The sequence below is a fragment of the Bradyrhizobium shewense genome (assembly GCF_900094605.1).
GTDB lineage: Bacteria > Pseudomonadota > Alphaproteobacteria > Rhizobiales > Xanthobacteraceae > Bradyrhizobium > Bradyrhizobium shewense.
This window is the reverse complement of record NZ_FMAI01000005.1, coordinates 269,416-282,199: the sequence shown is the minus strand read 5'-3', so window position 1 is coordinate 282,199 and position 12,784 is coordinate 269,416. Positions and strand designations below refer to the sequence as shown.

11 protein-coding genes are annotated in these 12,784 nt (G+C 57.4%); all 11 read right to left on the bottom strand.

The window, feature by feature from the left end; all coding sequences use genetic code 11:
• Window positions 1-319: 319 nt before the first annotated feature.
• Entirely contained in the window at window positions 320-1,039 is a 720-nt protein-coding gene (locus GA0061098_RS12325) for a host specificity protein (protein WP_091956564.1), read from the bottom strand.
• A gap of 1,031 nt (window positions 1,040-2,070) precedes the next feature.
• Window positions 2,071-2,367 (bottom strand): ferredoxin III, nif-specific, encoded by a 297-nt coding sequence (gene fdxB, locus GA0061098_RS12320; protein ID WP_091956563.1) that lies wholly within the window; start codon window positions 2,365-2,367, stop codon window positions 2,071-2,073.
• 11 nt (window positions 2,368-2,378) lie between these two features.
• Window positions 2,379-2,579 (bottom strand): CCE_0567 family metalloprotein, encoded by a 201-nt coding sequence (locus tag GA0061098_RS12315; RefSeq protein ID WP_091956562.1) that lies wholly within the window; start codon window positions 2,577-2,579, stop codon window positions 2,379-2,381.
• Between the two features lie 12 nt (window positions 2,580-2,591).
• Window positions 2,592-3,056: a NifX-associated nitrogen fixation protein gene (locus GA0061098_RS12310; protein ID WP_091956561.1), complete on the bottom strand. Its 465-nt coding sequence runs from the start codon at window positions 3,054-3,056 to the stop codon at window positions 2,592-2,594.
• Window positions 3,057-3,062: 6 nt separating this feature from the next.
• On the bottom strand, window positions 3,063-3,458 hold the full coding sequence (gene nifX / locus GA0061098_RS12305) for a nitrogen fixation protein NifX (protein ID WP_091956560.1): 396 nt from the start codon (window positions 3,456-3,458) through the stop codon (window positions 3,063-3,065).
• Window positions 3,455-4,864 carry a nitrogenase iron-molybdenum cofactor biosynthesis protein NifN gene (gene nifN / locus GA0061098_RS12300; protein WP_091956559.1) on the bottom strand — a complete coding sequence of 470 codons (1,410 nt, stop codon included), beginning with the start codon at window positions 4,862-4,864 and terminating at the stop codon, window positions 3,455-3,457. Before nifN ends, nifX begins: the two co-directional genes overlap by 4 nt.
• A 9-nt stretch (window positions 4,865-4,873) precedes the next feature.
• The gene (gene nifE / locus GA0061098_RS12295) at window positions 4,874-6,520 is read right to left on the bottom strand and encodes a nitrogenase iron-molybdenum cofactor biosynthesis protein NifE (RefSeq protein ID WP_091956558.1); all 1,647 of its coding nucleotides are present in this window, start codon (window positions 6,518-6,520) and stop codon (window positions 4,874-4,876) included.
• Window positions 6,521-6,616: 96 nt separating this feature from the next.
• Window positions 6,617-8,173, bottom strand: coding sequence for a nitrogenase molybdenum-iron protein subunit beta (nifK, locus tag GA0061098_RS12290; protein WP_091956557.1), 1,557 nt, complete (start codon window positions 8,171-8,173; stop codon window positions 6,617-6,619).
• 66 nt (window positions 8,174-8,239) lie between these two features.
• Window positions 8,240-9,742, bottom strand: coding sequence for a nitrogenase molybdenum-iron protein alpha chain (nifD, locus tag GA0061098_RS12285; protein ID WP_091956648.1), 1,503 nt, complete (start codon window positions 9,740-9,742; stop codon window positions 8,240-8,242).
• A gap of 463 nt (window positions 9,743-10,205) precedes the next feature.
• Window positions 10,206-11,453: a cysteine desulfurase gene (locus tag GA0061098_RS12280; protein ID WP_091956556.1), complete on the bottom strand. Its 1,248-nt coding sequence runs from the start codon at window positions 11,451-11,453 to the stop codon at window positions 10,206-10,208.
• Window positions 11,450-12,772: a Fe-S cluster assembly protein SufD gene (gene sufD / locus GA0061098_RS12275; protein WP_091956555.1), complete on the bottom strand. Its 1,323-nt coding sequence runs from the start codon at window positions 12,770-12,772 to the stop codon at window positions 11,450-11,452. The genes GA0061098_RS12280 and sufD overlap by 4 nt, the downstream gene beginning before the upstream one ends.
• Window positions 12,773-12,784: the final 12 nt, after the last annotated feature.

The window sequence follows — 12,784 nt, the reverse complement described above, 5'->3', positions numbered from 1 at the left end:
GCTGCCGTTTCCATGAAGGCCATGCAGCTGCAGCTTACGGGTCCAAGCCATCTGCACCATTTGCCGGACAGCTGCCTGCGGTGGCTAATCGTTGCTGCTCGTTGATGGCCACTCCGTAGGGAGCCCCCGTTACGCCCCCTCCGATCGAACATCCCACCGCAGCTTCGTAAGCGCCTTCGGAGAAAGATTGAACGGACGTTTCAGCCGGCGGGGGCGACGCAGCGAGCGTGCGCCCCCCCTTTGAAGCAAGACCGTTGAGCCCGGAATAGAACGGTCAAATGTCCGTCATTTCAGGCCTGTTGCTGCTATTGCAGCCAATTTACTCCATGCGCATCCCACTAAGAGCGCGCTCCAAGTAAAATGAAGGGTCATCGTCCGACGAATCCGTTTCGTAGCTTTCACTGCCCCCATCTTTGGAAAGATACTTCGTAGGCTTGCCTAACCGCTGCCACTCGTCGTTCTCGTTCTTCGCCCACACATCGGGGCGCTGGTGAGGATCAAGCACCCAGTGGTTACGACCCACCTGAACAAAACCCATGTCCGCTAGACGAGGTTCCATGCCCGCTAGAGCCGGCCGCGACAAGATCAGCGGATGGTCCCCGTCCTCTCGCAGTTGATGTTCTAGCAAGATATCGCCAGCGTTCTCGACAAGCGGATGAGTCACCCTAAGATCTACGACGGATGTGATATCGTTGCGCCCAAACTGCTGCTGAAAATGGTCTCCTTTAATCCGAGCCGGGCCTCCTGCTCTTAGAAGCCCGACAATCTCGTCGCCCAACCGGTAGCTGTAAAATCGTGCTGGCATATTTGGATCGTCGTAGGTGTTAACGTAACTTCCAGCAACCGTCGCTGCGCGCTCAGCCTTCTGGGAGACGAAGTCCGAGTACTCTTCTGGGTTCGCGGCGATGTGCCTGATATCATTGCGCAAGAATCTCTCAGCTCCGCGCAAGAAGGAATCTCGGTCGATCTCTCTAATGGGCGCTTTGGAAACGAGAGAGTATGACGCCGCTGGTTCGGATGACGACCCACCTCGCTCCATTCCTGCAACTGTTTCCGCAAACCGGGGACTATCTCCCGCTTCTGACGAATCGTCAGGTTGGTTACCGGTTGTGAACTGGCTGGATGAGCCAACGCTTCTGCCATACATGAGAGCGCTCTCCTATCGGCAAAATTGCACGCAATTGAGCTCGTGCCGTGCAAGCTCTGCCGGCTAGGATACAATTCCTAGCTGACCACAACCTGACCAAAGCACTCTGCGCACTTCGGCTTGACTACCCGACGCACTCTGCGCGCGAGTTACAGATAGTCGCTGCGACAAGCCGCGATCCGTGGGTAGAATCGCACGTAAGATCGTCGGCTACTGATCCGTCAAAGAGACCGACGTCTAATGATAATGACACGCAGGTTCCCATCAGCAGATGGGTACCCGGCCCGACCAGGTACCCGCGCAAAGGCAATTAGAGACCTGCGTGCCAACTCTTCCGTGTTTTGATTTGCGATGTGCTCTCGATGTCCCACCCCCACGTGCTCTATTGCAACGACTGTGTACTGGGCAGCGAAATGTCGTCCGCCACCGGGCGTGCGCAAAAAGACCAAGACGTTCCCTGCACGTCACGTTCTTTATAGAAATCGACCATCTAGGCAGACATCATTGTCCACGATCGGCGGCGCGGCGGACAAGTAAGCTTCTCCTGATCGCAAGCAGACATGCATAGCATCCCCTCGGATCAAATCGCCCGACGTAGTGGCTGCCTGCCTTGAACTATGCTCTTCGGACTCCATCATGACAGGCACTTCGATCTACTTAGCGCTGCGGGAGGCGCGGCTCGCCTTCTACGAATAGACGGACCTTGGAGACGAGTGGTTTGTGAGCAACGGCTATTGTATCGGTAACATAGCCGACGCCCAACCATCACCGGGCGATGCCTGCGCTTTAGCTCGCCCGATCTTGCTATCGATGTTTAACCGAAATCCTCCTGGCGCGCCGTCCTCACCATGAGTTCACCTGATCACAATTGCAACCTTTCCTCACCTATATCTCGCCAGCCGCGAAACGACGAGCGTGTTCGCTCACGCCGCTTCAGGTACGGCTGAAGTGTGAGTCTGGCAGTTGGCCGGGCAAACCCTGGCGCATGCACCACAGCCAATGCAGGCGCCTTGATCATTCAGAACCATAATCTTCTTTTCGATCTCATCGTCATCGTCATCGAGGTCGACAAATTCGCCATCCTCGCTGATTCCTTTCAACATCATGACAACTCGGCCGCACACCTTGAAACAGCGGCCACAGCCGATGCACTTCTTGGCATCGATCGAGATCAGGTATTGTGGCGTCCAGTCGCGTCCGTCACATGTTTGAAACGACATGCATTGCCCCTTTAACTCTTTTCAAGCGCCTTCAAGTCGAGGCCCTTCCGCTCAAGTTCGGCATAGGCATCGTACGCCTTCTGCGCCACCACCATGATCGAGGTCCAGTTGATGGGTAATTCTTCCGAAAGGTCGTGCAAATCCATCTTGGCTTGCGTCGCCTTGGCGGATACTTTCCTTAGCTCGGCCTTCAGTGTTTCACGATCGCCCATGAGTGAGTATCCTCAATAGTTCGCCACGTCTGGGAATTTCCGAATCAGGTCAATTCCGTCGCTGACATATTTATCCCCCTCCTGAGCCAGATTGACGAAATTATCGAATCCGAAGCGATGGACGTCGCGCAGCTGCTTGTTCACGGCGATCAGCCGGCCTGCGATGAGCACTACCCGCCCGAAGCCTTCATGATGCAGCTTCAGAATCGGCTGAATCATAACGCCGGTCTCCCTCTCGATCGACAGCGCGATCGCATGGAAGAACAGCTCAAGCCGCCACAGTGTATCGGGATCGGGATCACCGATAATCGGCATTGCGCGCCGTTTCTTCTCGTCCAGGATATAGGGTTCGAGCAGATCAAGATCGCTCTTGCCGTCCCAAGCTCCGTTGGCATCCTGAGCACGCCAAATCTTGACCAATTCGATGAGGAATGGCGCATTGACCGCGCTGCCCTGCTGCTCCATTTTTGCCGTCATATCACCTCATTCGTCGAACTCGAACGTTCGCCGTTGGTCTTTTGCCATAACCTTGCGTAGCCAGGGAGGTGGCGTGCCCTTCAGTACGCGCTCGAGTTTTTCGAGCAACACCAGAATGTTTTCTGGCTTGTTCACTTTGATCGGATGGATCTTGTTGGCAACCACTCGCGCAGCCCCGGCACCGCCAATGGCGGCGACGTAAAGAATTGCGCAATCCTTGATCGCCTCGATCTTCGGCGCCAGCTTATCGTCGTTGCCGTCTTCCTTAAGGTCGCCCTCAAACTCAATCGCTTTGAGAAACACGTGCCCGCCAGGCGCGACATCGTAGATTGCGATATTCTTTGCCCAACCAAAATGGGCATCGACTCGTCTCAGGTCCTGAGTGGCAAACGCGACCTTCATCCAATCGCCCCCCCAGCCGCGCCGGTGGAGCTGCGATAGCCCGAGCAACGTGGCAGTCCCGCCGCAGTCCGCCATCTATCGGGTGTAGGCTGGTCGTTTTCCTCGCGGTGCGCGATCACGAGGTTCGTGATTTCGAAGATCAGATTGCGGGTACCACGATAGCCCACGGATAGTTGGTGTCCCGCACCAAGTCGATCGAACATCGGAAAACCCGTACGATAGAACGGCAGTTTCAGCCGAGCCGCCGCTTGCCTGCCATGCGAATGCGTGATCAAGAGGTCGCAACGGTGTGTTTTGGCAAGCCCTTCCAGATCCTCAAGATCGCCAATGAGTACCTCCTTGGTCTTGATCCGCTCGATCACCTCCGACTGAGTGGTCGTCACGGCCGCTGTCACCTGCGCGCCCATGTCGTGCAGCATGCCGGACAGATCGAACAGACGGTCTGGCTCAGCGCCGATAGCAACTTTGCGACCGCCAATATGGAAGTGCGCGTCCAGCATTGCATCGGCGAGCTGACTGCGCTGGCGCCGATATTTCAAGGGTATGGGGCGGCCGCTGATCTCGCTCAAGAAGGTCATGAATTCGTCGTTCGGACAGAGACCGCACAGCCGCTCAAAGACGCGAAAAGGCACGCCGGTCTTGACCTGCATGACCTCTGCCGCACGCTGCATCTGCGCCCCGATGGCAATCGTCCATCCGGCGCGGCCCATGCTCGCAATTTCGTCGACGCCGATGCCGCCGATGGTCGTTGGCGTAAACTCATCGGGGATATGCCCATCGAGTGATCCCGCCAGGTCAGGCAGGAAGGACGGGCACAAGCCGAAATCCTCCACTATGACGCGGAGTTCATCAAGATCGCCGGGCGTGAGGTGACATCCCGGCAGAACATTAACTTTCGATGGGTCCCGCAGACCATTGGCGCTGGGCCCTTCCACCAGCACCTCCACAATGCGGGCCACAGCCTTCTCCCAGCCGTCCTGGAACGCGCCCTTAAAATCAGGCGTCGAGACATACACCAGTGGCAACTTTGCGAGTTGCGGATGCTTGCTCCGGATTAGCTTGAGGTAGGCATCCACATCGTCGCCGTTGGTCTCGGTGACACCGGTCGAGCAGATTCCGATGATCTTTGGCTTGGCACGGTTGGAGATGTTCAGTATCGCCTGCTCGAGATTCTCATAACCGCCGAGTACGGTCGCGACCTCGCTCATTGCGGTGGTCTGCAGCGGTACGGCCTCTTTGAAATGCCGGACGAAGAGCGTGAGCCCGAAGGATGTGCATCCCTGGGAGCCGTGCAGAAGCGGCATCGCCCCGCGCAGCCCCATGAAGGCGAATGCGCCGCCGATCGGCTGACTCATCTTCAGCGGGTTGACAACGCAGGCTTTCGCCGGCGCCGTGACGATGGCCATGACGCCTCCCTATTCTCCGGCCTGTCGCATGGCAGATGGCTCGGACACCAAGATACCTTCGATGCGTCTTTGGCAGCAGCCACCGACCGCATTGGTATGCTCTCTCACCGCTGCGACGCTCCTCAGGTCGTGCGCGTATATTGCATCCTCAATCGTGCCCAGATCGACCGTGTTACACACGCAGATCTTCCTCGCGCGGCGCGCGGTTTCGGCGAGCGCCGGATCGCAGGCGATCGCGGCCACCGGCGATTGCATCTGCTCCATCGCCTTGGGCAATGCCTGCCATGGTGCCGGTCGACGTAGCTGCTCCCACATCGGACTGGAGAGCGACTTATCGATCTCCTCCACCAGCTTGACCATTCCAACATAGCCCATATACGCGTGACAACGCTCCTGGTTGATATCGAGCCAGGGCATCGCCGCTTTCAGGGCGACGAACTGCGACTTGCCGCCCGATAGCATGATATCCGCTTTTGCCTCCTTCAACATCTTGTACATTTCGCGCGGCGTCATGTCCTCGATCATGTGGGCATCATGCCCCATGAGATCCTTGATGCGCTCCTTGTCTTTCCTGGTTGATTTCTTGACGCTGGTTCCGATTAACTCAAGCCCGGCTTCCTGGAGTGCCGCAACGACCGACCATGACTTGACCCCGCCGGTAATCAACAAAGCCTTCTTGCCTTCGAATCGTGGCTTGTACGGCTTTATCGCAGCCCAGGCCCACGCTTCCTCGCGCGCGATCACCGCTTCAGTGCGTTCGAGCAGATCTGTCGGCGCGCCGCGTTCAACCAATAAGCGGGCAAGCTGACGCAGCGATTCGCTCGAATCTTGAATACCGTAGAACGATCCCTCGAAGAACGGGATCCCGTAGCGTTGCTCCATCTTGCGTGCGACGTTGATCATGGACTTTGAGCACACCAACATCGCCGCCCGCGCGCGATGAGATGAAGCGACTTCGCGATACTTGCCATCGCCGGAGATGCAGGAGAGAATCCGTACTCCAAGCTCATCTAGCAATGGCTTCACTTGCCAAAGCTCTCCCGAAAGGTTGTATTCCCCGATTAGGTTGACATCGTATGGGGTGGTGTAGTCTGGCTCTTGCGTCCCGATCACATAGTCGAGCAACGCCTCGCCGGCGAGCTTGTTACCGAGGTTCTTCGAGCCGACGAAGCCCGGGGAATTGATCGGGATCACCGGCTTTGCGAACCTTTGAGATGCTGCCTTACAGACTGCGTTGATGTCGTCGCCGATCATCGCCGGGATGCAGGTTTGATAGACGAAGATGGCGGGTGGGTCGCACTTGTCGATGATCTCCTTGATCGCTTTGCACAGCCGCTTCTCTCCTCCGAATACAATATCGGTTTCGCTCAAATCAGTTGTGAACGAGGTACGCCACAGACTCGAGCCTGACGACGCCGCGCCGCGATTGTCCCAGGAATTACCTTCGCAAGCGATCGGACCATGCACCAAGTGAGCGACATCGGTGAACGGCTGCAGCGCAACCTTGGCGCCATCGAAAGCACAGCCGCCGGCAGCGCTACCTGGCTGCAGTTGTTTGGTGCAGCCGTTCTTGCGTTCAGCCTCCGACTTACTGCCGTTCTTGGCGCAGCCCGGCTCGTCGAAAACATCCTGGACCCTGGCCGCTAGTGAACTCATCCCTTTTCCTCTCAGCGCAAAGCAATTGCATGGTCGACCGTCGTGTGCTTGTGCCATCGTCGAGTGCTTGGGCGATGGCAGGCGCACGGTCGCTCATCAACGAATGATGTCGAAGCTGTAGTCAGTTTTGCCAAGAACGTTTGTCTTGTTGTCGATCTCATCGAAGATCTTGTCCAGGATCTTCACCAGCACATTCAGGCCGCCCTGATAGCCCCATAGAGGGGAGCGGTGATGGTGATGCCGATCAAAAATCGGAAAGCCGATGCGGATCAGTGGCGTTCCAGTATCGCGCTCCAGATACTTGCCATAGGTGTTGCCAATCAGAAAATCGACTGGCTCGGTGAACAGGAGTGAGCGCATGTGCCAGAGGTCTCGGCCCGGATAGGCTTGGCAGCCCTGCCCAAATGGCGAGCTTGCAAGCAGCACCTGCATTTTCTCGTGCCATGCCTTGTTGCCGTTCGTGGACAGCACATGGGTCGGTTCGGCGCCGAGTTCGAGCAGAAACGCAGCCAACCCATAGCAAAGATCCGGATCGCCATAGATCGCGAACTTCTTGCCATGGATATGCGCGCTGGAGTCAGCGATGGCGTCGACCAGGCGGCCTCGTTCTCGCGCGAGTTGATCGGGAATCTCCTTGCCGCTGATGCGTGACAGCGCCACGATAAGGTCATCTGTTGCGGATAAGCCCACCGGGTAATTGAAGGATACGACGTCCTGCCCATGCTGAGCGACGAATGGCAGCGTTTTTTCGGTGCACCACTGCTGCATGGAGATTGTCGCCTTGGCGTGAACCGCGTTGGCCGCATCTTCCAGCGTCGTGCCTCCGTCATACATCCGGAATTCGCCGTCGGTCGGAGTATCGAAGACTTCAGAATTATCCGCGAGAATCGTGTGCTGGATGCCCATCAACGCCAAGATGCGCTTGATCTCGCGAAGGTTTCCGACGGTATAGCCGTCGAACCCACCAATGATGTTGATCGCCCCGTTCTGCTTGCGCACCAGCTTCGGCGCTGTTCCGGCCTTACCGTCCCAAAAATGCTCCAGAATGCCCTTGAGCGCATTGTCATAACCGGTGACGTGGCTGCCGACGAACGCCGGCGTGTGGGCGAATGGCACGTCGAAGTCCGCCGGAACCGAGCCTTTTTCTTTCGACGTTTTGATGAAGGCGTTGAGGTCATCGCCGATCACCTCGGCCATGCAGGTCGTCGAGACCGCAATCATCTTGGGCTTGTACATGTTGTAGCTGTTTGCGAGCCCGTCGATCATGTTGTTCAGGCCGCCGAATACGGCGGCGTCTTCCGTCATCGACGAAGAGACGCAGGAAGACGGCTCCTTAAAGTGCCGCGACAGATGGCTGCGGTAATAAGCCACGCAGCCTTGCGAGCCGTGGACGAAGGGCAGCGTGCCCTCAAAGCCGACAGAGGCGAATACGGCGCCAAGCGGCTGGCATGCCTTGGCCGGATTTACCGCTAGCGCCTCCCGCGCAAAGTTCTTTTCGCGATATTCGGCCGTCTTCGTCCATTCCTTGATGCGTTCGACCTCGGCGGGATCGCGAGGATTCTCGAATATCTTCTTCTTGGCCAGCATCTGCTGGTATTCTGGACCGCGGAACAGTTCGAGATGATCGAGCACGTGTTCGGCACTCTGCGCCATTGTTGAAATCCTTCACTATCGAGATTGGTGTCGCCCCGGCTTTCCAACAGAGCGAGATGAGTTGGTTTATTCTGCAGCCAGAAGCTTGGCTCTCGAAGCTTCCTTCCAGGGGGCCTTCGTTTTCTTCCAGACCGGCGAGTTGATGGCTAGATCCATGTCGCGCGCAAAGATCGCAAAGCCGTCATAGCCGTGATATGGGCCCGAATAGTCCCAGGAGTGCATCTGCCGGAACGGCACACCCATCTTTTGAAAAATGTATTTTTCCTTGATGCCCGAGCCGACGAGGTCAGGCTGGAGCTTTTCGACGAAGCGCTCGAACTCATAGCCATTGACATCATCGTAGATGAGCGTGCTGTCCTTTACGTAGTGCTGAGCTGTGCGCTGATAGTCGTCGTTGTGACCGAACTCGTATCCGGTACCAATGACTTCCATCCCGAGGTCCTCGTATGCACCAATCACATGACGCGGACGGAGCCCGCCGACGTACAGCATCACCGTCTTGCCCTCGAGGCGCGGGCGATATTTTGCGATCACAGCGTTCACCAGCGGTTGGTACTTTTCAATCACGCGCTCGGCGCCTTCCTTGATCTTGTCGTCGAAATAGCCCGCAATCTTGCGCAGCGACTCTGCGATCTTTGAGGGTCCGAAGAAGTTGTACTCGCACCAGGGGATACCGAACTTCTCTTCCATGTGGCGTGAGATGTAGTTCATGGAACGGTAGCAATGCAGAATGTTGAGCTTTGCCTTCGGTGTTGCCTCGAGCTCAGCCAGTGAACCGTCGCCGGACCACTGCGCGATCACCCGCAAGCCCATCTCCTCTAGGAGAATTCGTGATGACCAGGCGTCGCCGCCGATATTGTAGTCTCCGATGATCGCAACATCGTATGGCGTCAGCTCAAACTTTGGTTTGCCATCGGACTCGAGCTGGTCGAAAATCCAATCGCGCACCGCGTCATTTGCAATGTGATGGCCTAGTGACTGCGACACGCCCCGAAAGCCCTCGCAACGGACCGGCACGATCGTCTTGCCGCCATATTCCTTGGATTTCGCTCTCGAGACGGCCTCGATGTCGTCACCGATCAATCCGATCGGGCATTCCGATTGGATCGTGATGCCGTTGTTGAGCGGAAACAGCTCCTGGATTTCGTCAAGAATTTTGACCAGCTTTTTGTCGCCACCGAATACGATATCCTTTTCCTGGAAGTCGGAGGTGAACTGCAGGGTCACGAAGCTATCGATGCCCGTCGTGCCAACGTAATAATTGCGTCGGGAGCCCCACGAATACTGACCGCAGCCGACCGGGCCATGGCTGATATGGACCATGTCCTTGATCGGTCCCCAGACCACCCCCTTTGACCCTGCATAGGCGCAGCCTCTGATCGTCATCACACCAGGTATGGATTTGATGTTGGACTTCACCCCGCAATCTGACTTGCCGGCTTGGTGAACGTTGAGGTGCTTGGCACGCCGTTTCGCGGTTTTCTCCGGATAGACCTTCAGCACCTCCTCGATCAGCTCTTTGTTGCGAGCCCTGATTTCTGCGATGCTCTGGGTCGTGGCGAGACTCATCTGATGTCCTTCTAAGGTTAGCTGTTGCGAGGTCGGCTTCTTGACCAGAACTTTTGCAACCAGCATGCCAGTGTCTCGTGAGCACAAAAAACACAGCAATCGAAATCGTTTAGCGCGCCTCGTGCGGTGACAGGGGCGTTGTTGCGAACCCGACATTACGCTTTGGGCAGAGAACTCTTGGTTTGGGGCTGTTCGAAATGGAACAACGGCTGGCTATGCGCGAATTGCTGCCCAATTCTCGAGCGTGTCCGCGATCGCAGTACTCTGCGATCGCGCTTGCCGAAGGCGGCCGTACAAGGAAGACCGGCTGCAAGGCCGGCTGGCCGATACAGGCTTGCCAATCCTTCTATGCTTGCTGAGACTTACAGGTGCTTACCTACCGCGATGAGGATGAGGTGCATGACCTGATCCTCCAGACCTCAATGCGACTACTTCGCCACCTGGACGTCGTAGGCTCTCCGAATCACGAGAACAGCTGCCGCGCCTTGATAAGCGCACGCACGAGCACATCAATCTCTTCACGTGTATTGTAAAGTCCGAAAGACACACGGCACGTCGCCAGCACGCCGAAGCGCTTGAGTAGCGGCATCGCACAGTGGGCCCCCGCCCGCATCGCTACCCCGGCGCGGTCGGCGACGGTGGAAATATCATGCGCATGCGCACCCTTCATATCAAAGGAAATGATCGGCCCCTTCTCGGCAGGGCACCCGATCATGCGCACGAAGTTGATGTCCGCCAGCCTCTCCTGCGCGTAAGCGAGCAGTACGCTCTCGTGCCTGCGGATGTGCACCTTGCCTATTGAATTGATGTAATCGATAGCCGCGCCTAAGCCGATGGCCTCGACGATCGGCGGCGTACCCGCTTCGAACCGGTGTGGCGGATCACCGTAAATCACGCCGGAACGCGAGACCTCGCGGATCATCTCGCCGCCGCCATTGAAGGGCGGCATCGATGCCAGATGCTCAGACTTGCCGTAAAGCACACCGATCCCAGTCGGACCATAAAGTTTGTGGCCCGTCATGACGTAGAAATCGCAATCAATGTCGCAGACGTCGACGCTCAGATGGACGCATCCTTGCGACCCGTCGACCAGCACCGGGATACCACGAGCATGCGCGATCCTCACCACGTCTTTCACCGGCAACACCGTGCCGAGCACGTTCGACATTTGCGTGATTGCAACCATCTTGGTGCGCGGGGTCAGCAGTCGCTCAAAATCATCGAGTAAAAAGTTTCCGTCATCATCCACTGGCGCCCATTTGATCACTGCACCGAGTCGTTCCCTGAGAAGGTGCCATGGCACAATGTTGGAGTGGTGTTCCATAATCGAGAGAACGATCTCATCGCCCGGGCTAATGCGTTCACGGCCAAAAGTCTGGGACACCAGATTGATTGCCTCCGTGGCGCCCCGGGTGAAGATGATCTCTTCGTTTGAATGCGCGTTCACAAACTGCGCCACCTTGATACGGGCGCCTTCATAGGCCTCGGTCGCCGCGTTAGCGAGGTAGTGCAAGCCGCGATGAACGTTGGCGTATTCGCTGGAGTACACCTGCATCATACGGTCAAGCACCGCGTTGGGCTTTTGCGCGGATGCAGCGTTATCGAGGTAAACAAGCGGTTTGCCGTACACCGTCATGGCGAGCGCAGGAAAGTCCGTACGCAGACGGTTGACCTCGTAACTACCAGTGCTCACAGCGGAATGTGCGCTCATCGGCCCGCCTGCAGCCAGTGTTCAGCTTGCGCTGTCACAAAATCGCGTAGATTCTCGGAAGTGATCTCCTCAATCAACTCGCCAAGGAACGCTTTAATCAGCAAGCTCTGCGCATCCGTCTCGGATAGCCCCCGAGCGCGCAGATAGAATACGAGAGTGTCGTCCAGCGCACCCGATGTCGCTCCGTGGCCGCAGGTCACGTCGTCAGCCAAGATTTCAAGTTCGGGCTTATTGTCAGCCTCGGCCTGGTCCGATAGCAGCAACGCTCGCGTTGTCAGGGTGGCGTCCGTCTTCCGGGCGGCGGGACGAACGACGATTCGGCCCTGAAACACCGAGCGCCCGCAATCGTCGACGACCGCGCGGAACTTCTCCCGACTGGTGCAATGTGGCACGGCGTGGTCGACCACGATCGTTGTGTCGGCGTGCAGCTTGTCCCTGATGAGATTAACCCCATTTGCCGAGAGCTTGGTTCCCTCGCCGGCCAGCGTGATGAATCCCTGATAGCGGCTGATGGAGCCGCTGCAAGTCATGCTGAAGAGGTCGAGCTTAGCCCTGGCGCCAACTGCGATGATCGCCGACGAGATGTTCACGGCGTCAGAGGCATCGGCTGCCACGCGGATATGCGAAAGGCTCGCCTCGTCACCAACCAAGACGATTATCGCATCGTTGGCTTGATAGCCGCTCGCGCCTCCAGCCGGGACGAAGGTTTCCACGATGGCCGCATGCGCTCCTTTACCGAGCTGCAGATAGGAGCGTGTAAAGGTGGACACCGACAGTCCGGTTGCGACGTGAACGATTTGAATTGGACACTTCACCGCATTGCCATCGGCGACCGTAATCACCAGGCCATCTGTCGCCATTGCAGCGTTGAGCGAGATCGCCGGATCGCTCGTCGTCGACAGCACCAGACCGGCCATGGCCCCAGTGGCCGAATTCTCCAGAACCTCTCGCAGCGACCGCACAACAACTTCATTTTCCAGCCTGCCGAGATCGGATAGTTCCGGCGCGAATATGCCATCCACCAAAACCAGTTTGACCGCCTGATCGCCAGACACTTGCTCGGCCGACACCTTTGCGCGCACCAGCGCCTCCGCATCAGGTCGCGGAGCGAGCGGCAGCACCTCGCCGATCAGGGCGCGCAGATCAGTGTATTTCCAATCCTCCATGCGCCGATGCGGGAGGCCGGTACGCTCGTAGACTTCGAATGCCCTTGCCCGGATTTTGGCCACAGGGCCTGCACCGGGCAGTCGTCCACGCGCCGCAGCGAAAACATTGCCAATTGCGCGTTCGGCGTCGGCTTTGGGAAAAACCTGCTTCATCGGGGAATCCCT